Annotated in this window: 20 protein-coding genes; 6 read left to right on the top strand and 14 right to left on the bottom strand. The window is 69.6% G+C overall.

Annotated elements, in window-relative coordinates; translation table 11 throughout:
* Positions 1–4: 4 nt before the first annotated feature.
* The gene (locus VIR15_RS08440; RefSeq protein WP_331927030.1) at positions 5–1,261 is read right to left on the bottom strand and encodes a class I SAM-dependent RNA methyltransferase; all 1,257 of its coding nucleotides are present in this window, start codon (positions 1,259–1,261) and stop codon (positions 5–7) included.
* Entirely contained in the window at positions 1,258–3,219 is a 1,962-nt protein-coding gene (locus VIR15_RS08435) for an APC family permease (RefSeq protein ID WP_331927064.1), read from the bottom strand. Before VIR15_RS08435 ends, VIR15_RS08440 begins: the two co-directional genes overlap by 4 nt.
* A gap of 125 nt (positions 3,220–3,344) precedes the next feature.
* Between VIR15_RS08435 and VIR15_RS08430 the strand changes: the two genes are divergently transcribed.
* Positions 3,345–4,007 (top strand): potassium channel family protein, encoded by a 663-nt coding sequence (locus VIR15_RS08430; protein WP_331927029.1) that lies wholly within the window; start codon positions 3,345–3,347, stop codon positions 4,005–4,007.
* Between the two features lie 59 nt (positions 4,008–4,066).
* Entirely contained in the window at positions 4,067–4,771 is a 705-nt protein-coding gene (locus tag VIR15_RS08425; protein WP_331927028.1) for a potassium channel family protein, read from the top strand.
* A gap of 3 nt (positions 4,772–4,774) precedes the next feature.
* Here VIR15_RS08425 and VIR15_RS08420 read toward each other — a convergent pair whose 3' ends face one another.
* The 5 genes from VIR15_RS08420 to VIR15_RS08400 form a co-directional block, all read right to left on the bottom strand.
* Entirely contained in the window at positions 4,775–5,518 is a 744-nt protein-coding gene (locus VIR15_RS08420) for a DUF3159 domain-containing protein (RefSeq protein ID WP_331927027.1), read from the bottom strand.
* A complete protein-coding gene (locus VIR15_RS08415; protein WP_331927026.1) occupies positions 5,511–5,906 on the bottom strand; it encodes an OB-fold nucleic acid binding domain-containing protein in 396 nt (131 codons plus the stop codon). Before VIR15_RS08415 ends, VIR15_RS08420 begins: the two co-directional genes overlap by 8 nt.
* A 42-nt stretch (positions 5,907–5,948) precedes the next feature.
* Complete coding sequence (locus tag VIR15_RS08410) at positions 5,949–6,767, bottom strand: DUF3710 domain-containing protein (protein WP_331927025.1); 819 nt, start codon at positions 6,765–6,767, stop codon at positions 5,949–5,951.
* Between the two features lie 130 nt (positions 6,768–6,897).
* Positions 6,898–7,422, bottom strand: a complete 525-nt coding sequence (gene dut / locus VIR15_RS08405) for a dUTP diphosphatase (protein WP_414654946.1) — start codon at positions 7,420–7,422, stop codon at positions 6,898–6,900.
* 56 nt (positions 7,423–7,478) lie between these two features.
* Positions 7,479–7,778 carry a DUF4193 domain-containing protein gene (locus tag VIR15_RS08400; RefSeq protein WP_013492762.1) on the bottom strand — a complete coding sequence of 100 codons (300 nt, stop codon included), beginning with the start codon at positions 7,776–7,778 and terminating at the stop codon, positions 7,479–7,481.
* 357 nt (positions 7,779–8,135) lie between these two features.
* On the opposite strand from VIR15_RS08400, the gene VIR15_RS08395 reads away from it, so the two are divergent.
* On the top strand, positions 8,136–8,321 hold the full coding sequence (locus VIR15_RS08395; RefSeq protein WP_331927024.1) for a hypothetical protein: 186 nt from the start codon (positions 8,136–8,138) through the stop codon (positions 8,319–8,321).
* A 67-nt stretch (positions 8,322–8,388) separates the two neighbouring features.
* Here the strand turns inward: VIR15_RS08395 and VIR15_RS08390 are convergent, their stop codons facing one another.
* From VIR15_RS08390 to VIR15_RS08380, 3 genes are read right to left on the bottom strand one after another with little or no spacing between them, the layout of a single operon-like run.
* Positions 8,389–9,303 carry an inositol monophosphatase family protein gene (locus tag VIR15_RS08390; protein ID WP_331927023.1) on the bottom strand — a complete coding sequence of 305 codons (915 nt, stop codon included), beginning with the start codon at positions 9,301–9,303 and terminating at the stop codon, positions 8,389–8,391.
* A gap of 5 nt (positions 9,304–9,308) precedes the next feature.
* A complete protein-coding gene (locus VIR15_RS08385; protein WP_331927022.1) occupies positions 9,309–10,388 on the bottom strand; it encodes a ferrochelatase in 1,080 nt (359 codons plus the stop codon).
* Positions 10,389–10,394: 6 nt separating this feature from the next.
* Positions 10,395–11,039 carry a trimeric intracellular cation channel family protein gene (locus VIR15_RS08380; protein ID WP_331927021.1) on the bottom strand — a complete coding sequence of 215 codons (645 nt, stop codon included), beginning with the start codon at positions 11,037–11,039 and terminating at the stop codon, positions 10,395–10,397.
* 58 nt (positions 11,040–11,097) lie between these two features.
* On the opposite strand from VIR15_RS08380, the gene sepH reads away from it, so the two are divergent.
* Positions 11,098–12,405, top strand: coding sequence for a septation protein SepH (sepH, locus tag VIR15_RS08375; RefSeq protein ID WP_331927020.1), 1,308 nt, complete (start codon positions 11,098–11,100; stop codon positions 12,403–12,405).
* Between the two features lie 15 nt (positions 12,406–12,420).
* Here the strand turns inward: sepH and VIR15_RS08370 are convergent, their stop codons facing one another.
* The 4 genes from VIR15_RS08370 to VIR15_RS08355 form a co-directional block, all read right to left on the bottom strand.
* Complete coding sequence (locus tag VIR15_RS08370; RefSeq protein WP_331927019.1) at positions 12,421–13,125, bottom strand: thymidine kinase; 705 nt, start codon at positions 13,123–13,125, stop codon at positions 12,421–12,423.
* An 11-nt stretch (positions 13,126–13,136) separates the two neighbouring features.
* Complete coding sequence (locus VIR15_RS08365; protein WP_331927018.1) at positions 13,137–14,288, bottom strand: alkaline phosphatase family protein; 1,152 nt, start codon at positions 14,286–14,288, stop codon at positions 13,137–13,139.
* A 7-nt stretch (positions 14,289–14,295) separates the two neighbouring features.
* Complete coding sequence (locus tag VIR15_RS08360; protein WP_331927017.1) at positions 14,296–14,895, bottom strand: DUF5998 family protein; 600 nt, start codon at positions 14,893–14,895, stop codon at positions 14,296–14,298.
* Between the two features lie 82 nt (positions 14,896–14,977).
* Positions 14,978–17,701, bottom strand: coding sequence for a bifunctional acetate--CoA ligase family protein/GNAT family N-acetyltransferase (locus tag VIR15_RS08355; RefSeq protein WP_331927016.1), 2,724 nt, complete (start codon positions 17,699–17,701; stop codon positions 14,978–14,980).
* 84 nt (positions 17,702–17,785) lie between these two features.
* On the opposite strand from VIR15_RS08355, the gene VIR15_RS08350 reads away from it, so the two are divergent.
* Both VIR15_RS08350 and VIR15_RS08345 read left to right on the top strand, forming a co-directional pair.
* Entirely contained in the window at positions 17,786–18,394 is a 609-nt protein-coding gene (locus VIR15_RS08350) for a nitroreductase family protein (RefSeq protein WP_331927015.1), read from the top strand.
* Between the two features lie 98 nt (positions 18,395–18,492).
* Entirely contained in the window at positions 18,493–20,943 is a 2,451-nt protein-coding gene (locus tag VIR15_RS08345; protein ID WP_331927014.1) for a DNA gyrase/topoisomerase IV subunit A, read from the top strand.
* Positions 20,944–21,084 lie beyond the last annotated feature (141 nt).

Raw genomic sequence — 21,084 nt, 5'->3', positions numbered from 1 at the left:
ATCCTCAGCCGGCGGGTTCGAGCACGGCGAGGCACTCGACGTGGTGCGTCATCGGGAAGGCATCCCAGGCCTCCACGTGCGTGAGCCGCAACCCGTGGTTCGCGGCTGCCTTGACGTCGCGGGCGAGGGCGGCCGGATCACACGCGACGTAGACGACACGTCGGGGGCGCATCGCAGCCACGTGCCCGATGACCGCGGGACCCGCGCCCGTGCGGGGTGGGTCCAGCACAACGAGGTCCGTGGTGATCTCTTGCGAGACAAGGGAGCCCAGCTCATGGTCGACACGGCTGGTCCGCCACTCGACGTTGTCCTGCCCCTCGGTGTTGAGCAGGCCGTTCGAGACAGCGAGCGCATCGCCCTCGACAGCGAGGACAAAACCACCGGGCGACACGAGCTCGCCGAGACGCATGGTGAACAGGCCCGAGCCGGCGTAGAGGTCGAGGACGCGCTCGCCGGGTGCCGGCTCGAGGAGCGCGACGACCCGGGACAGGAACGTTGATGCCGCGCCCGGATGGACCTGCCAGAAGCCTCTCGCGGAGACGACGTACTCCCCCTCCCACGACCCGTCGTGGACACGCTCGCCCACGAGGCCACCGCCCTGGTCCGCCCCGCGCGGGATCGGCAACGGGACGAGCACCGGCTCAGCTGGATGGGCTGCATCGATGACGTCGACCGCGGTGCAGCCCTGCCACTCGGTATCGAGCACGCCGGAGGCTCTGACACCCTCCGTCGCGATGAGGCAGTCATCGACCGGGACGATCCGGCGCGAGCGGTGCCCGTGCAGCCCGGCTCTGCCCGCACGGTCGACGGCGAACTCCACACGCGTGCGCCAGCGGAGCCCGTCGCGGTCACCGGGGACGGGTTGGACGTCGACCTCGAGCTCGGTGCCGGCGAGCCGGGCGAACTGCTCGCGCACGACGGCGGCCTTGAGCTCACGTTGGTGGGCGAGCGCGGCATGCTGGAAGTCGCATCCTCCGCAGACGCGTTCTGCGGCGTAGCGACAGGGCGCCGGCACCCGGTGGGCCGAGGCCCGCAACACCTCGACGGCGTCCGCGCGGACGAACCGGTCACCGACCCGGCCCTCGGTCACCCGAGCCACGACCCGCTCCCCAGGAAGGGCGTGCCGGACGAACACCACCTGCCCCTCGTTCCGCGCGACGCAGTGGCCACCGTGCGCGACGGCTCCCACGTCGAGCGTCCACTCGGCCCCGACGAGGCTGGCTCGGCCCGCAGGTCGCTCCCGAGGAGTGCGACGGCTCATGTGCCGCCGCCGCGCACGGAACCGGGAATGGGGGGCATGTCGATCCAGTCGCGCTCCGCGCCCTCCGAGGAGGCGAGCTGCCACGGCACGCTGACGACCATCACGCCGGGGGTGAACAGCAGCCGCGCCTTGAGGCGTAGCGCGCTGTGGTTGTGGAGGACCTGTTCCCACCACCGGCCGAGGACGTACTCCGGCAGGTAGACCGTGACGAGGTCCCGCGGGTTGCCGGTCCGGATCGAGCGCACGTAGTCGAGGATCGGTCGGGTGATCGAGCGATAGGGCGAGGCCAGGACCTTGAGGGTGACGGGGATCTGCCGTCTCTCCCACTCCTCCACGAGGGCATGGGTCTCGTCGGGATCGACGTCGACGGTGACTGCCTCGAGCATCGACGGCCGGCTCGCCCGCGCGTAGGACAGTGCGCGCATGGTCGGCTTGTGGACCTTGGAGATGCACACGATGGCGTGGACGTGGCTGGGCAGCAGGGGTTTGTCGGACTCCCAGTCGATGGCGAGCTCCTGGCTGACCCGCTCATAGTGCTTCCTGATGCCCAGCATGAGCGCGAAGAGCACGGCCATCGCGAGGATGGCGTAGCGGGCGCCGGCCTGGAACTTCGTGATGAGCACCACGATCAGGACCGTGCCAGACATCGCCGCACCAATGGCGTTGATGACGCGCGACCGCATCATCCGGCCGCGGGCCCTGGCGTCGCGTTCCAGGCGCAGGTGCCGGGTCCAGTGCCGGACCATGCCGATCTGGCTCACCGTGAACGAGACGAAGACGCCGACGATGTAGAGCTGGATGAGCGCGGTCACCTCGGCCTTGAACGCAATGACGAGCAGGATCGCCGCACCCGACAGGATGAGAATGCCGTTGGAGAAGGCCAGCCGGTCACCCCGGGTGTGCAGCTGGCGGGGCAGATAACCGTCGCGCGCGAGGATCGAGGCGAGCACGGGGAAGCCGTTGAACGCAGTGTTGGCGGCGAGCACGAGGATCAGGCCGGTGACGATCGAGACGAAGACGACCCCGACCTCAAAGTCCCTGAAGACCGCTACCGACAGCTGGCCGATGACCGTGTGCTGGACGTAGTCCTCGCCGACCGGCTGCCCGTTGCGCATCAGCTGGGAGGCTGGGTCGTCGGCGATCTTGACCCCGGTCCACTGGGACAGGGCGATGATCGACGTGAGCATCGTGATCGACAGCATCCCCATGAGGAGCAGGGTCGTCGCGGCGTTGCCGCTCTTGGGCTTGCGGAAGGCGGGCACGCCGTTGGAGATCGCCTCGACGCCGGTCAGGGCGGCGCATCCGGACGAGAACGCGCGTAGGAGCAGGAACCCAGCCGCGAGCCCGGTGATGGCCTCGTCCCCCTCGGGCACGAGCGTCAGCCCAGCAGACTCCGCCGGTGCGAGGTTTCCGGTGAACTGCTGGAGGAAGCCATAGGCGCCCATGCCGACGATGGCGACCATGAACGCATAGACCGGCACGGCAAAAGCCATGCCCGACTCCCGGACGCCACGCAGGTTCATCGCGGTGAGGAAGAGGATCAGCACGACCGCGACGATGACCTCTCGGCCGCGCACGAAGTCGAGGACGGTGGCGGCGTTCTGGACACCGGACGAGATGGACACCGCGACGGTCAGGACGTAGTCGACGAGCAAGGAGCTGGCCACGGTGAGCCCAGCCTTGGGGCCGATGTTCACCGTGGCCACCTCGTAGTCCCCGCCTCCCGATGGATAGGCGTGGACATTCTGCCGGTAGGAGGCGACGACGACGAGCATGACCAGGATGACCGCGACCGTCACCTGCCAGCTGTGGCTCATGACGAATGCGCCGCCGGCGAGGCCGAGCATGAGCAGGATCTCATCCGGAGCGTAGGCCACGGACGAGAGCGCATCGCTCGCAAAGATCGGCAGGGCAAGGCGCTTGGGCAGCAGTGTCTCGTGGAGCCGGTCGCTGCGCATCGCACGACCGATGATGACGCGCTTCCAGAGCGAACCAGTTCCTGGCACGACGACACTGTATGCCGCTGGGCCCGGCAGCGTCGTCACGTGCGCCGCGCACTACGGCTGGGTGTAGCGTCGCGACCGTGCACTTCGTCATCATGGGCTGTGGGCGAGTCGGCTCGACCTTGGCCCGTATGCTCGGTTCACACGGCCACGACGTCGCCATCATCGACCAGGACGTATCGGCCTTCCGGCGGCTCGGCACCTCGTTCGAGGGGCAGACGGTCACGGGCATCGGCTTCGACCGCGACACCCTCATGGCTGCCGGCATCAAGGGCGCCTACGCCTTCGCCGCCGTGAGCAGCGGCGACAACTCCAACATCCTCGCAGCGCGCGTCGCGCGCGAGACGTTCGGGGTCGAGCATGTCGCCGCCCGCATCTACGACCCTCAACGCGCCGCCGTCTACCAGCGTCTCGGCATCCCTACGGTCGCCACCGTCAAGTGGACTGCGGACCAGATGATCCAGCGCCTGCTGCCCTCCGGGGCGATGCCGGAGCTGACCGACCCGAGCGGCCAGGTCGTCATCGCCGAGGTGCCTCTGGCGGAGGGATGGATCGGCAGCTCGCTGACCGATGTCGAGGCCAGGACCGGGGCGCGCGTCGCATACATCACCCGTCTCGGCCAAGGGGAGCTCCCTCGTCCCGACACCGTGGTCCAGCAGGGCGACCTCGTCCACCTGGCCCTCATGCGAGACGAGCTGGCGCGTGTCGAGCGCATCTGCGACCAGCCACCCGTGCTCCATTGACCATCGTCCGCGCAGCCTCGCCCTCGCGGACGTAGGTTGGTGCGAGGACTCGGCTTCTCTTGAGGAGTGATCAGATGCGCGTCGTCATCGCCGGAGCAGGCAGCGTGGGGCGATCGATCGCCCGCGAGCTGCTCGCCAACGGCCATCAGGTACTGCTCATCGACAAGGACGCCGATGACGTCCAGGCGTCCCGCGTGCCGGAGGCGTCGTGGCTCTTGGCCGACGCGTGCGAGCTCAGTGCACTGGAGGAGGCGCGTCTCGAGGCGTCCGACGTCGTCGTGGCGGCCACCGGCGACGACAAGGCCAACCTTGTCCTGTCCCTGCTCGCGAAGACGGAGTTCGGCGTCCCTCGCACCGTTGCACGAGTCAACAATCCCAAGAACGAGTGGATGTTCGACGAGTCCTGGGGCGTTGACGTCGCTGTCTCGACTCCGCGGCTCATGACCGCTCTCATCGAGGAGGCCGTCAGCATCGGTGACCTCGTGCGCATCTTCGAGTTCCAGCAGGGCCGCGCCTCCATGGTCGAGATCACCCTGCCGGACGGTAGCCCGTTCGCCGGCCAACGCGTGGGCGACATCATCTGGCCCACGGACACGGTCCTCGTCGCGATCATCCGTGACGAGCGGCCGATCGCACCGACGCGGGACGACGCAATGGAGGTCGGAGACGAGCTGCTCTTCATCACGACCGCAGAGCAGGAGCCGCAGCTGAAGCAGCTCGTCGCCCCGCGATCCCGTCTCAACGACGTCGGGATCGACCGCTGAGCCTCAGTCGTCGCCCGCGGACTCGACCGTCACGGCGCCGGGCCGCCGGGGGTCGATCGGGGTGTTCCCACGCAGGAGAATTGCGCCCATGACCGTGATGGCGACGATGTAGGCGGGCCATCCGAGCACGACCTTGGCCACGCCGAGAGCCGCCACCTGCTCGGCGAGATAGAGCGGCACCATGACGGCCAGCCGGACGACATTGAGCGCGATGAGGACCCACGCGAGACGCATCGCCACCGTGATGATTCCCGGATGCTTGTGCCACCACGTCGGGTCCTCCGCGAACGCCTCCGGCTCGGCCACCGCGACGACGAAGCCGAAGAGCGGCCATCGGGCCAGGTTGGTGACGAGGAGGAGGACGAGGAGGCCGGCGTTCTGCAGCATGCCGGGCAGGAACGCGTCCTCCGCCTGGCCGGACCTGAGGGCGAAGAAGGCAGAGATCCCGACGCCGACCGCAGCGTAGGCGATGAACCGTGGGTCCTGTCGCTGCAGGATCCGGAGCGCGAGCGGGATCAGGACCATGACGCCCGCCGCGAGCAGCGACACCTTGAGGTCCTTCGTGAAGGCCCAGGTCAGGGCGAAGGCGAGGGTCGGGACCGCTGACTCGACGGCCCCTCGCCACCCGCCGATCGCTTCCGAGAGCTTGACGCGGAGCAGTTCCTCGACGGTTGGGTACCGGCGCAGGTCCGTCTCGGACCGCGCCACGCCGCTGGCGACGGGGGTGCCGTCAACGTGCTCAGCCAAGGGACTCCCCTGCTCTCCCGATGACCTCGTAGGCCGGGTTGAAGATGGTGACGGTGCGACGCTGGAGGGTAACCCGTCCGGTCGCTCGGAGGTGGATGCCGGGCGAGATCCCCGGAATGCTACGCCGGCCCAACCACACGAGGTGCAGGGCACCACTGCCGTCCCACAGCTCGACATCGAGAGCCGGCACGTCTACCCGGGGGCGCAGGGCCATGGTCCGCACCTCGCCGACGACGGTCACTCGCGCCCTCGGTCGAGCCTCCCGGATCGGGACGACCTCCGCCTCGGCGGCGTGCGGCCTTGGCTCGATGGGGCCGTCGACGTCAGGGTGGTCTCGACGGAGCCGCTCCGCGAAGCGGCGCAGGCGATTTCCGGTGTCAGACGTCATGAGGATCTGCGCTGCGGGACAGCGAGCCCGCGGTCATCGGGATCACCGGACCTCGGTGATCTCGGGCCCGCGCTCGAATGGCTTGAGGTCGTCGAGCCGCCGCCGGTCACCAGTCCCGTCCTGGTCGGGCTGGGCGTGGTCGTGCTCATCGTGCTGCTCGGGTGGCTGCGTGGGCTGTCCCGTGCTGTCGGGGAGCCGCAGGGCGAGCAGCTCACGGGGAGGCCGGGCCTCGTCGCCCCGGTCGATGACGGTCGTCCGGATCACGTCGTGCACGTCCACAGCGGCCGCGTCGTCGATGGCGGCGCGGCCGCTCACCACGGCCCGGAGGAACCATCGCGGCCCGTCGAAGCCGATGAACCGGGCCGGCATCAAGACGGTGCGACCATCGGGCCCCTTCTGGGGCATCCGCGTCAGCAGCTCCTCACCGAACTCACCGGTGCGGACCTCGGACGTGCCACCTGAATCGGTGATGCTCTTGCCGATCTCGTTGCGGATGTCGATCCAGACACCCTCGCTCCTCGGCGCCGCGAAGGCCTGCAGCTGCACGGCGGACTCGCCGAGCACCGCCGTGACTCCGGTGATCTGCTGCTCCTGCTCGTTCACCTCGAGGCGCAGTTCCATACCCGGCTTGCCCTTGAGCCAGAGCGCCCCGAGGTTGAGGTACTCGCTGTCGTCCCGCACGGCGGACCGGTCAAACGGACCGGTCATCCCGTCGACCGTGGCAATGCCCGCCCCCACCTCCTCCGGGCCTCCCAGGCCCTCACCTGAGTCGAGCCGGAGGTCGTCATCCAGGTCATCGAAGTCCGCCTCAGGGGCTACCTGCTCGTCATGGGCCGACTTGCGGCGGCTGAAGAGTCCCACGTGAATCCGTCCTTCTGTCTACAACTGTCGAGGGGCCGAGCGGCGCACCCCGGGCGACCATCGGCCGGCCTGGCGAACCCGGCGAGTGGCGGGGCCACTGGTGGGGCCCGGTGCATCCTGTCAGGTCCAGTCAGGCGCTCGGCGGTCGCGCTGCCCCGAAGCCGCCGGTCGACCCGTGTCCAGTGTCCCCCCGGACGGTCGCGTCGAGCGAATCGACGGCAACGAAGCGTGCTCGAGCCACCGGCTGCACGACGAGCTGGGCGATGCGGTCTCCGCGGTGGATGACGAAGTCCTCGCTCCGGTCCAGGTTCACCAGGTTGACGAGGATCTCGCCGCGATAGCCCTCGTCGATGGTGCCGGGCGCGTTGACGATCGAGATGCCATGGCGGGCTGCCAGCCCGGATCGGGGATGGACGAATCCAGCGTGGCCCGGGGGGAGCGCGATGGCGACGCCCGTGGGCACGAGGACGCGCTCTCCGGGGCGGATGACGAGCTCGACCCGCGACACGAGGTCGGCTCCGGCGTCACCGGGATGGGCGTAGATCGGCAGCGGAAGCTCGGGATCGAGCCGGTGCACGGCGACGACGAGGAGCGAGTCCAGACTTGCGTCGGCTGCGTCGGCTGCGTCGAGGCTGGCAGCACAAGGGTCGGTCACGTGGACCGACCCTATCTGCTCGAGCGCGGACTCGACCTGCCCGTGGGAGGCGGCGCTCAGGCCGCACACTCCGTGCAGATCATCATCCCGTTCGTCTCCTTGGCGAGCTGGCTCCGGTGGTGCACGAGGAAGCACCGGGAGCAGGTGAACTCGTCAGCCTGCTTCGGCAGCACCCGCACGGACAGCTCCTCACCGGAGAGATCCGCACCGGGCAGCTCGAAGCCCTCGGCCTGTTCGGTCTCGTCGACGTCCACACTGGACGAGCTCTTGTCGACACGACGCGACTTGAGCTCCTCGATCGAGTCCTCACTCAGGTCGTCGTCTGTCTTGCGTGGCGCGTCGTAGTCGGTTGCCATCTGTGCCCTCTCACTGCTTGCTCGTGCTCCGCCTGGCGGAGAACCACCCCATGTCGTGACGCGAGAACGTCCCCACGCGCCTCCTTGTTCCCGCATGTCCGGTGACGGTGCTGACATCGTCGAACATGCTGCGTGCGCGGATTGTGCCCGATCTGCCAGCGGCTGTCATCTTGGGTCGCGGCGAGTCTCATCCGAGGTACCCGCGAAACGGACAGACCTGCCATTTCCGGACCGATCCTGAACCATTTCTTTGCCAAACCCAGACCCAGCCCGGTGCAGGCTGGGTCCCGACTTTCCCGTGGACCCACTGATAGGGTCTGCGAGCCCGACCGACCTTCAACCCGGCCAGGAGGTGCCATGACCGAATTCGGCGAGCAGATCCGCGTCCGCGTGCTCGACGCCCTCGATGATCTCGCCCGAGCGCGCGCCGTCGGCGACGACTACCGCGTCCAGATCCACACGGGCGAGCTCGAGTCCTTCGCCCGCCTCGCTGCGGAGAATGGCGTTCGGGTCCCGGAGCTGGAGCAGTTCCGGGCCGCCTGAGCGGCCAACCCAGCCACGCGGTGACGTGCCGGTATGCCGCCGACCGGGCTCAGCGGCATACGCCGCCTCAATGCGTTTGGTGCCCGGCGGGCTGGAAGATTTCCCGCAGCGGCTCGATGAGCGCCGGTCCGGCGGCCAGGGTCAGGGCCTTGCCCGGGTGACTCCCCACGCCCACCACGACACCTCCCGCCTCCTCGACGATGAGCCAGCCCGCGGCCAGGTCCCAGGCGTTGATACCCGACTCGGCATAGGCGTCGACTGTTCCCTCGGCCACCCGGACGAGGTCGAGTGCGGCACTGCCGATGCGCCGGATATCCCTCACCTGGGGCAGCACGCGTCGCAGCACGTCTGCCTGGCGGGCGCGAACCTCTGGGTCGTAGCCGAAGCCGGTGGCGAGCAAGGTCCTCCCGAGCCGGTCCTCCGAGGACACCGTCAGCCGTCGTGGGACCTCCATCTTGGGACTCGTCCCGGGCCTTGTCTCGCGGTCCGTGTCGTCGCTGGGCTCAGGTCTGGACCACGCGCCGCCACCTCGACGGGCGTGGTGCACCACCCGGCGGGAGGGATCGCCGACCGCACCTGCAACCGGTCGCCAGGCGCCGTCGGTGCGGGCATCACCCGTGACGACGGCGACGGAGACGGCGTAAGCGGGGATGTCGTAGAGGTAGTTCACCGTCCCGTCGATGGGATCGACGATCCAGGTCAGGCCGGAGGTCCCGACCACGTCCACACCCTCCTCCCCGAGGACGCCGTCGTCCGGCCGGGCGTACCTGATGAGGCGGTGGAGCAGCTCCTCGGAGCGTTGGTCCATGACCGTGACGACGTCCGTGTCGCTCGACTTCGTCGCGGCGACGCCCACGCTCCGAGGACGGTCGTCCCGGATGAGCCGACCTGCCGCGAGGGCGAGGTCGATGCAGAGCCGCTCGAGCGCCTCGACCATGAGCTCGGACAGGCCGTGCGCCTCGGTGCTCGGATCTCTGGTCACTCGCCTCAGTCCCTCCCGCAGTGCGCCGGACGGGCCGCCCGGAGATTGGGGCAGCACCCGGCCATGCACACGGATGGCATCCGACCCTCGAAGTCCTGCACCGGCTCGCCCCGTGCCTCCGCCGCGCGCTCGGCGACGGCGTCGACCAGGTCGGCGACGAAGACCGGATCACTGCCCACGGTCGCCGCCCGGACGAAGCGGAGCCCGACCCGTGCGGCAGTGGCTGCGGCCTCGGTGTCGAGGTCGTAGACGACCTCCATGTGGTCCGAGACGAACCCGATCGGGGCCGCGACCACGGCAGTGCGTCCCTCTGCTGCCAGCTCCTCGAGGCGATCGTTGACATCGGGTTCGAGCCAGGGCTGCGTCGGAGGCCCCGAGCGCGAGCAGAAGACGAGCTCGCCGAGGAGGTTGCGGCCGAGCACAGTGTTGGCCTCCTCCGTGAGGGCCGATGCGAGGGCGAGGTGCTGGCGCTGGTAGAGGTGCCCGTCGCCGTCCCCCGGCCCGGAGGTCGCGTCCATCGCCTCGGGGATCGAGTGGGTGACGTACAGGAGGGCGATCTGCTCGTCGGGGACGCCATCGAGGGTCCGCAGGGCAGCGACGACCTTCTCGAGGTTGGCTCTGCGGAAGCCGGGCCTCGGGGCGTAGGGCGCGATCTTGTCGATCACGAGATCCAGCCCGTCCTCCCGGAGCGTGTCGAGAGCCTCCGCGAGGTTCTCCCGATACTGGCGGCAGGAGGAGTAGGACGAGTAGGCGCTCGTGGTCACCGTGACCACGCGTCGGTATCCGGCCGCGTGCGCTTCCCGCAGGGCGTCCTCGAGGAAGGGCTCGCTGTTGCGATTGCCCCAGATCACCGGGGTGACATCCCCGCGTGCCCGCAGCTCATCCCTGATCGCGGTGATGAGGGCGCGGTTCTGGTCGTTGATCGGGCTCCTCCCGCCGAACAGGAAGTAGTGCTCGCCGACCGCTTCGAGCCGCTCGTCCGGAATCCCCCTGCCCGCAGTCACGCGGCGCAGGAACGGCATGACCTCCTCGGCGGCCTCCGGGCCGCCAAAGCTGAGCAGGAGGATGGCGTCATAGGGCTGCATGCCAGATCACTTTCGTCGCAGTTGGCCGGCACGAAGTGGCCGCGGCGCGTTGAGGTCCAGCCGCACCGAGATGATGCGGACTCCGAAGACGAGGGCAACCGCCATCCAGAGCACCCAGTCGTGCAGGGCGCCCAGCTCGCCGGCGACCACGACGATGACCGCACCGAGGGCCGCGGGGAGGGCGTAGAGCTCGCGGCGCAACACCTCGGGGACCTGGCCCGCCAGGAGGTCGCGGATCATCCCGCCGCCAATTGCCGTGATGACCCCGACCAGCACGCACGCAATGGGCGCGACGCCGAAGGTCACCGCTTTGAGGCTTCCGGACACCGCGAAGGCGGCGAGGCCGCCGGCGTCCAGGACGCGGACGAACCGTGAGACGCGCTCGACGCCGGGCTGGTAGATGAAGGTGACCAGGCCACCCAGCGCGGCGGCCGACAGAAGCCGCCAATCGGTGATCCCCACCGGCGGCACCGATCCGATCAACAGGTCGCGCAGGATCCCGCCGCCCAGTGCGGCCGCACCAGCGAGAACGAGCACGCCGACGATGTCGAAACCCTTCTTGACCGCCACCAGTCCGCCCGAGAGCGCGAAGACGAACACGCCGATGACATCGAGCGCGAACTGGGCCGAGTAGTACGACGGGGTCTGCATGCCAAGGCAAAGGTACCCCGCGCGGCGTGGTCGCTTTCGTCACACTCGGCGCGGTGGCATGCTCGACACGCAGGCAGCCGGGCGACTCCGGCTGACGTTCGACCGGGAGAACGCACGCATGCAGGACCTCAGGCTCATCGGCGTCCATGAGGACGGTGTGCACCTCCTGCTCGCCGACGACGAGGGCAACCGCTACCAGCTCCCGCTGGACGAGTCGCTGCGCGCCGCAGCACGACGCGACCGGCCGAGGCTCGGCCAGCTGCAGCTGGAGGTCGAGGGCGGCCTGCGCCCCAAGGACGTCCAGGCGATGATCCGGGCCGGCCTGACGGCAGAGGAGGTTGCCGAGCGAGCCGGATGGGCCGTGGAGAAGGTGCACCGTTACGAGGTTCCGATCCTCGCCGAGCGCGAACATGTGGCGGGGCTCGCGCAAAAGGTCCGGTTGCGCAGCCGTGGGGCGCACGGAGCACCCTCGACCCTGGGAGCTCGGGTCGCCGAGCGGCTCCGCTCCCGGCAGCTCGACCCCGAGGCAACCCAGTGGGACTCTCGCCGCACGGACCGGGGCGCCTGGACGGTCGTCGTGCTCTTCAATGCAGGGGGCCGACAGCGCGAGGCGGCGTGGGACTTCGACCCGCTGGCTCGCACCGTGGTTGCGCGCGACGACGAGGCACGGTGGCTCAGTGAGGACGAGGACCTCGAGTCCCCCGGACCGTTACCGGCCCCGCATCTCCCGGCTCTCACCGGACCCGCCCAGGTCTACGACGTGGAGGCGGAGGGCGGCATTGCCAGTCGCCGGCAGGGCCGACCCACCGAGCCGGGCGAGCCAGTCGACCTCATGGAGGCCATCCGCGAGCGGAGCGCAGCACGCGGGCGACGTCAGCGCAGCCGCGGCGCCGACGTACCCGGCATCGACGACGCGCCAGAGGTCGCACTCCCCCTCGAGAACCTGACCCGACCGCCCACGCGTGATGAGGCGCCACCCTCCGCTCATGGTCACCCGAGGGACGATCCGCGGGCGAAGCGTTCTTCCGCCGATGCGGCTGGAGCAGGTGCTGCCAGCGCCTCGGTGCGGCGACGCCGGCGCGGGGCGTCGACGGTGGGGTCGAGCGCGGCCGAGACCCAGCCCCTCCCCCAGTCCGACGACGGACAGCAGCCGACCGGACCGGACGAGGACCGGCGTCGCCCCACGCGGGAGGCCGTCAACGAGCCGGACCATGACGACCCGGCAGCGGATGAAGTCACGACGTCCCGCGCCAGGCCTCGGGCAGCTGCACCGTCCGCACCATCGCGCCGCCCGTCGACGCGCAAGTCGGGTCGCCCGAGCGTGCCGAGCTGGGACGACATCATGTTCGGACGCAAGACCGACTGATCCCGCGGCTCCCGCTCAGTCGGACTGCGTGATCGGCCGAGGCGGCAGGGCGCAGACCTCGAGGTCGAAGGGCAGTACCTCGGGAGACAGCGACGCGGCTCGAGCGGCGTGGGCCGTCATCCGGCGCATGTAGTGACGCCGGCACAGGACTTCGTACTCGACGACGCCTGGCTCGATGGGATTCTCGACGGGATTCGTGTCCCCGACGACCACCTGGTCGCCCTCGACGACCATGACGCCGTCGACGATGCGCGCGTTCGTCGTGCCGCGGCGACCGCACCAGCACAGCGCCTCGACCTGGAGAACCTGCACGCGGTCGGCGAGCTCGATGAGGCGCTTGCTGCCCGGGAAGAGCTCAGTTCGGAAGTCCGCCGTGATCCCGAATGCGAAGACGTCCACCTCCATCTCGTCGACGATGCGCGCCAGCTGCTCGACCTGCGCTGTCGAGTAGAACTGCGCCTCGTCGCAGACGAGGTAGTCGACTCGCTGACCGGCTGTCGCCCGCTCCACCACGCTGTCCCACAGATCGAGGTCGTCATGGACCTCGAGCGCCCCGGTGGACAGGCCGAGCCGAGACGACAGGACGTTGCTTCCGGCCCGGTCCATCTTGGTGAAGATCAGTCCCAGGCGACCACGAGCAGCGTGGTTGTGGTCCATCTGGAGGGCCAAGGTGGACTTCCCACAGTCCATCGTCCCGGAGAAGAAGACGAGCTCAGCCACGGTCGCCCAGCCTAGACGCCGCGACGCGGCGGGACCACGATCACCGGCACGGCGAGTTCCACGTCACTCGTCGAGCCGTGCAGCCCGAGCAGGCGCACCAGCTCCGGCCGCATGAGGCCACTGTGCACGACGGCAAAGGAGTCGTTCATGGCGACGACGAGATCCCCGATGCGCCCGGCCACGCGCTTCTCCACCGTGCCGAACCAGCCCTCGGCGATGAGCTGCTCACGCGGGAGGACCCGCGCGCGGTCACCGACGCGCTCGCGCCACACCGCTGCCACGTCCTCGGTGGCACCCTCGAGCGTGTAGAGCTGGATACAGCGCGGCTCCCCGCCCAGGTGCCGTACCCCGGCCATCAGGTCCGGCTCGTCGATGAGGTCAAGGCGGTGCTCGTGCGGTATGTCGATCATGCCGTGGTCGGCCGTGACGACGACGAGGGTGTCATCCGGCACCCGGTCGACCAGTGACGCGAGTGCTCTGTCGACCGACTCGACCTCGTCACCCCACTGCCAGGACTGGCAGCCGTGGACGTGACCGACCTTGTCGACGTCCCCCCAGTAGAGGTAGACGAGGGCTTTGGGCGTGGCCCGGACCGCGGCCACGGCCGCCGTCACCCGCTCGTCGAGCAGGCGGGCCGCGGTGAAGCGGGCGCCCCGGAGCGCCGCTGTGGTCAGGCCCGATCCCTCGAAGTAGTGCGGCCCGACCATGGTGACCTCGACCCCGGCGTTGACCGCGGCCTCGAAGACGGTGCCATACGGCTGCCAGGATCGAGGGTCGGGGCCGTCCTCCCACGAGAGCTCGTTGACGAGCCGGTCCGACTGCGGATCGAGCACCTGCATCCCGACGAGCCCGTGCGCACCCGGTGGCAGCCCGGTGCCGAAGCTGCCCATCGACGTGGCCGTCGTCGTGGGAAAGCCGCAGGCGACGCGATGCGCTGTCGCGAGGCGCTCCCTGAGGAACGGAGCGTGGCCGCTGCGTTGCAGGAGCAGGTCGTGGCCCAGTCCGTCGACGAGCACGACCACGGCGCGGGCCGTGTCCGGGAGGTCGAAGACGTCCATTCCCGCATATCGCCTGACCCCGAGCCGGTCCGCTACGGACGGCAGGACGGACGCGAGCGTCCCCTCTGACCAGTCCAGCGGCGGGGGCGCGACGCGAGGTGTCATCGGCTCCTCACGCCCGGACCGAGCCGCCGATGGCGCGGGACAGGTGCCGGGCGAAGGACAGCGCGCGCTCGACCGCGGGCTCGCCGTCGGCTGCTGCCGAGATCCGCAGGGAGATGTCGTCGGCGGCCACGGTCCCCTCGAAACCATGGTCCGCGGTGCAGTCGGGATCACCGCACTGGGCCGGCAGGAGGTCCAGCCGGCTCACGGCACCCCACCCCAGGGTGAGCGTGAGGTCGCGCGAGGGACTGCTCTGCACGAACCCCTCCGGCTCGGTGACGACATGGGTCACCATGACCCCTCGGACGGCGTCGAGGGGCACCGTCTCCGTCGTCGCCGTGGCCGTCGCCTGCGCTCCGGGCTCTGCGTGGTCGTCGGCATGGGCGATGACGAGGCGGCGACTCGTCACGGCCAGCACCGTGACATGCCGCCGCACGGTCTCGTGGTCGAAGGTCGTCTCCTGGTGGACCAGGTGGGACACGACCTCGTCTCCCGCGAGCGCGGACTCGACCACATCGCAGACCAGTGCCGGGTAGTAGCCGGCACGAGTGATCGCCGAGGTGAGGTCCTCCGGGAGGGCCCGCTCCGGGTCCTGAGTCACGCGTCGCATGGGTACCATCCTTGCACCCGCTCGCAGATGCGCGTCCCGACTGCCCACATCCGACCGGGCGAGGCCACCTCGAGGAACTTGGTCACGTGAGGCTTCGGCGCCCGGTGTCCTTGCGGACCAGCGCATGGCTGATGACGACCTCGGCCCCCAGCACGTCCACTCCCCCGGTCCACGCATTGACGGGGTTCAGCTCTATCGAGGCCAGCTCGGGCAGGTCGTCCGTGAGGACCGACAGGCGCGCGATGAGATCGGCGAGTGCGGCCCGGTGCACGGGCGCGGCGCCGCGATGGCCCGACAGCAGCGGAGCGGCCCGGACGCCGTTGATCAGGTCGGCGACATCGACGTCCGTCAGGGGCGGGATGCGGTGCGCGATGTCACCGAGCAGCTCGGTCGGCGGTCCCGCGACGGAGAAGCTGACAACCGGTCCGAAGAGCGGGTCCTCGGTGGCCTTCAGCACGCACGACACCCCGGGCACCGCCATCCGCTGCACGACGAAACGGTCGGCGCGGAGTGGGCCGAGCCGCTCGGTCAGCGACGCGTGGGCGTCACGGACCGCGTCGGCGTCTCCGAGGTCGGCCCGGACGCCGGCCAGCCCCGGTTGATGGCGCACGACTGGGGAGGTGGACTTGAGGATGACGGGATAGGTCAGCTCTTCGGCAGCGGCGACCGCCTCCTCCACGTTCGAGACCTCGATGGCGGTCCAGGGCCTGATCCCGTAGGTGCCCAGCAGCTCCCGGGTCTCCTCCCTGGTGAGGGCACGCCCCTCCGGGCTCGCCTCCAGCCAGGCGTCGAGGAGCGCAGCGGCGTGGGCACGGTCGATCCCGACGGGGGCCACCGGCACGCCCCGATCCTTGGCCCGCCACTGCGCGTACCTGGTCACGGAGCGGAGGGCGCGAATCCCGTCCTCCGGCATCGAGTAGGACGGGACGGACCGTTCCTGCCCGTCCGCGGCCGTGTAACGCATCCCGCCATCGACGCCGCGCATGCCGAGGAAGGTTGCGACACAGGGCTTGTCATGCTTTGCCACGACCTGCCGAACGGCTTGGGAGACCTCCTCGTCGGGGGTCACGAGGGGAGGGATGAATGCTGCCACCACGCTGTCGACCTCGGGATCGGAGAAGGCCGCGTCGAGCGCGTGCGCGAACTCCTCCGCCGATGCCTGGGGCAGCAGGGAGACCGGACCGTGCGTCACCTGCAGGCCCCAGCTCTCGGCCGCTGACGCGCTCAGCGAACCAAGTGCGTCGGAGTTGCCGACGACGGCGACCCGGTCGCCGGTCGGCATGGGTTGGTAGAGGGTCAGCTGGGCGACGTCGAAGAGCTGGTGCACGTTTTCGACGCGGATGACACCCGCCTGTCGAAGGAGGGCGTCAAAGGCCTGCGGAGGCACGGCCGGGGTCCGCGTGCGGTGCCCGGGTGGGGCGGCGTATTGCGAGACGCCGGACGAGACGACGATGACCGGCTTCACCGACGCGAGGTGACGCGCGATCCGGGAGAACTTGCGCGGGTTGCCCATCGACTCGAGATAGAGGCCGACGGTCGTCGTGTCCTGGTCGTCGATCCAGTACTGCATGAGGTCGTTGCCGGAGACGTCGACCCGGTTCCCCGCCGACGCGAAGACCGAGATGCCGAGACCGCGCCGGGCCGCCGAGGCCAGTACTGCGACACCGAGGGCGCCGCTCTGGGCAAACAGGCCCAGTCGCCCGCAGCCCGGGATGATCGACGCAAGGGTGGCGTTGAGCCGGACACCGGGGTCGTTGTTGATGAGCCCGAAGCTGTTGGGTCCGACGATCCTCATCCCGGCTCCCCGTGCCGTCGTGCGCAGCCGATCCTGCAGGCGAGTGCCCTCCTCCCCGGACTCGGCGAAGCCGGAGGAGAGGACGAGCAGCGACTTGACCCCCGCCCGTCCACAGTCCTCAGCGACCTCGATGGCGTCGGCGGCCGGCACGACGACGACGGCGAGATCGACCGGTCCCGGCGCGTCGAGGATCGTGGGATAGGCCCGCAGCCCCTGGATCTCCGCTGCCTCCCGGTGGATCGGGTAGAGCTCACCCTGGAAGCCCGCTTCGATGAGGTTGCGCAGGACGAGTGCACCGATCGAGTCCTCACGACGGCTGGCGCCGACGATGGCAACCCGCTCCGGGTAGAGGATCGTCCGCATGCTCCGAGACTCGGCGCGGTGCTCGCGGGAGAGCTGAACCGCCTTGGACTGCTCAGTGGGGAGGATGTCGAAGGACAGGCCGACGACACCGTCCTCGATGTGGCTTGACACCTCATAGCCGGCGTCCTTGAACACCATGAGCATCTTGCGGTTGTGCGGAAGGACCTCCGCCGTGAAGCGAGTGATGCCGACCTCGGGGGCAATGGCAGCGAGGTGCTCGAGCAGGACGGAGCCGATTCCCTTGCCCTGCATGTGGTCCGAGATGTTGAAGGCCACCTCGGCGCTCGATGCGTTGATCCGGTCGAACCGGCCGACCCCGACGATTTCGCCATTCAGGATCGCGACCAGGGCGACGCGATCGCGGTAGTCGACGTGCGTGAACCGGTGGACGTCACGGTCGCTCAACTCACGAAGCGGGGCGAAGAACCGGAAGTAGATGGACTCGTCGGACTGGCGGTTGTGGAACTGCCGCAACCGGTCCGCATCCGCGGGTGTGATCGGGCGGATGTGCGCAACGGTGCCGTCCCTGAGCACGACGTCGGCCTCCCACTCGACGGGCGCCTTGGGCCAGGACTCGCCCTCCACAGTGCCCTCCGGACCTCCGGCGCCAGCCGCATTGCGTGCCGGGGAGAGCTCGCTTCCCACCATGCGCACATCGTGTCACGACCCGCGCTCCGTGGCCCACGACGGGCGGCGGACCCACCGCGTGGCGGAAGTGCGAGGCTGTCGGACATGGAGTTCTCCGACGTGGTGCGGCGTCGCCAGATGGTCCGCCGCTACGACCCTGATCGGCCCGTGCCGCGTGAGATCGTCGAGCGTTGCCTCGCCAACGCGATCCGCGCGCCCAGCGCGGGCTTCAGCCAGGGCTGGGACTTCGTCGTCCTCGCGGAGGACGACGATCGCGACTCGTTCTGGAGGGCTACGACGCCTGAGGACGGCCCGAGCGACAGCTGGCTCAGCGGCATACGGAATGCACCCGTCCTCATCCTGTGCTTGTCCGACAAGGACGCCTACCTCGACCGATATGCCGACCCCGACAAGGGCTGGACCGATCGCGACGAACGTCGTTGGCCGGTCCCCTACTGGGACATCGACACGGGTATGGCTGCGTTGCTCATCCTGCTCACTGCCGTCGACGAAGGGCTCGGTGGGCTCTTCTTCGGGGTGCCGCCGGCCCACCACGACGCAGTCAAGGTGGCCTTCGGCATCCCCTCCGGCCGCGCCATCGTCGGTGTCATCTCCATCGGGCACGCGCTCCCCGGACCGAAGAGTCCCAGCCTGCGGCGACCCCGGCGGGGTGTCGGGGACGTCGCCCACTGGGGCCGATTCGGCATCGGCTGATCCCCTGCGCGAGCTCCCCGGCGTGGCACGTGACGGCTCGGGGACGCCTTGCGCGAAGATGGGGTGTTCATCCAACGCAGCAAGGAGCCCGACCCGGCATGGCCCGACGCACCACCACCACGCCTCCACCTGAGGACTTCGAGGAGAAGATCGTCGGGATCGACGTCGAGGAGGAGATGCAGAACGCCTTCCTCGAGTACTCGTACAGCGTCATCTACTCGCGGGCCCTGCCCGACGCGCGCGACGGTCTCAAGCCGGTCCAACGGCGCATCCTCTACGGCGCCAACGAGCTCGGGCTGCGTCCGGACCGCGGCCACGTCAAGAGCCAGCGCATCGTCGGCGAGGTGATGGGCAAGTACCACCCGCACGGTGACACGGCGATCTACGACGCGTTGGTCCGGATGGCGCAGCCATTCACGCTGCGCCTTCCCCTCATCGACGGACACGGCAACTTCGGGTCCCTCGACGACGGCCCTGCCGCGGCACGCTACACCGAGGCCCGGCTGGCCGAGTCCGCGCTGCTCATGGTGTCGGGACTCGACGAGAACACCGTCGACTTCGTACCGAACTACGACGACACGCAGTACCAGCCAGAGGTGATGCCGGCAGCGTTCCCCAACCTGCTCGTCAACGGAGCCGCCGGGATCGCGGTCGGCATGGCGACGAACATGGCGCCGCACAACCTCGTCGAGGTCATCGGCGCGGCACGCCACGTCATCGCCAACCCGTCGTGCTCGCTGGACGAGCTGATGAAGTTCGTCCCCGGACCCGACCTGCCCGGCGGTGGGCGGATCGTCGGGCTCGAGGGCATCAGGGACGCCTACCTGACCGGCCGCGGGAGCTTCCGGACCCGGGCCACGGCCCGGATCGAGAACATCACCCCACGCCGCAAGGGCATCGTCGTCACGGAGCTGCCCTATCTCGTCGGCCCCGAGAAGGTCATCGAGAAGATCCGTGATCTCGTCCAGAGCAAGAAGCTGCAGGGCATCAGCGACCTCAAGGACCTGTCGGACCGGGCCAACGGACTGCGCCTGATCATCGAGGTCAAGAACGGCTTCAACCCGGATGCCGTGCTCGATCAGCTGTACCGGCTGACGCCGATGGAGGAGAACTTCGGCATCAACAACGTCGCGCTCGTCGACGGCCAGCCCCGCACGATGGGGCTCAAGGAGCTCCTCCAGGTCTACGTGGACTTCCGGACCGACGTGGTCCGCCGTCGCACGGAGTTCCGCCTCGGCAAGAAGGAGGAGCGCCTCCACCTCGTCGAGGGCCTGCTCATCGCGATCGTCGACATCGACGAGGTCATCCAGGTCATCCGCAGCTCAGACGACGCCGGCACGGCGAAGACCCGCCTGATGGACGTCTTCGACCTGTCGGACCCCCAGGCCACCTACATCCTCGACCTGCAGCTGCGTCGGCTGACCAAGTTCTCCCGCATCGAGCTCGAGAACGAGAAGACGGAGCTCGAACGCACCATCGAGGAGCTGCGGGCGCTCCTGGACAACGAGAAGCTACTGCTCAAGCTCGTCTCCACCGAGCTCGCCGACGTCGCGAAGAAGCACGGGACGCCGCGCCGCACCGTCCTCCTCGAGAGCTCGGGCCAGGCCAAGCAGGCCAGCACGACGCCGCTGGAGATCGCGGACGACCCGTGCTGGGTGCTGCTCTCGTCCACCGGGCTGCTCGCGCGCACGGGCAGTGCCGAGCCGGTCACCGCCGAAGGTGCCAGGTCCAAGCACGACGCCCTGGTGGGCGCCGTGCGCACGACCGCTCGAGGTGAGTTCGGCCTGGTCACCACGGCCGGCCGCCTGGTGCGGCTGTCGGCCCTTGAGCTGCCGACGCTGCCTCCGACGAACGGGGCGCCGAGTCTGGGCGGTGGCGCACCCCTTGCCGCCTATGTCGACCTGGCGAAGTCAGAAGAGCCCCTGACCATCGTCCCGATCGGGGCAGACGCGCCGACCCTGGCGCTGGGCACCGCGGCCGGTGTCGTCAAGCGGGTGGCTCCGGACGCCCCGAAGAGCAACGACTGGGACCTCATCAGCCTCAAGGACGGTGACCGAGTCGTCGGCGCGGCCCTTGCCGATCGGGACGACCTGGACCTCGTCTTCATCACGAGTGACGCCCAGCTGCTCCGCTTCTCGGCGAAGTCCGTTCGGCCCCAAGGCCGATCCGCGGCTGGAATGGCAGGGATCAAGCTCGGACGCGATGCCCGGGCCATGTTCTTCGGCGTCGTCGACCCAAGCCGTGAGGCAGTCGTCGTCACCTCCGCTGGCTCCTCGGGTGCGCTGCCCGGCACGGAGGGCGGCTCGCTCAAGGTGACGCCGTATGGCGAGTACCCGGCGAAGGGACGGGCCACCGGTGGGGTCAGGTGCCACCGCTTCCTCAAGGGCCACGACACCCTCGTCGTCGCATTCGCCGGCAACACGCCGGCGCGGGCGGCGGCGGCCGGCGGTGTCGCCATCGAGCTGCCTGCGGAGACCGGCCGACGCGACGGCTCGGGCACCGAGACGAACACCGTCATCGCCGCCATCGCAGCCGCACCACCCGTCTGATGCCCCCCCGCAAGCGCGCGGCCAAGCGCCCGCCCTCTCCCCCGGCCGTGCCAGCGCCCCCACCCGAGCCACCGTCACCGCCGGGCCAGGATGAGGCGGGGGTGACCGGAGGTGGCCGGCACCCGGCCACCTCCGGTCACG

It is taken from the genome of Intrasporangium sp., assembly GCF_036566125.1.
Classification (GTDB): domain Bacteria; phylum Actinomycetota; class Actinomycetes; order Actinomycetales; family Dermatophilaceae; genus Intrasporangium.
This window is presented reverse-complemented; position numbering and strand designations above follow the sequence as displayed.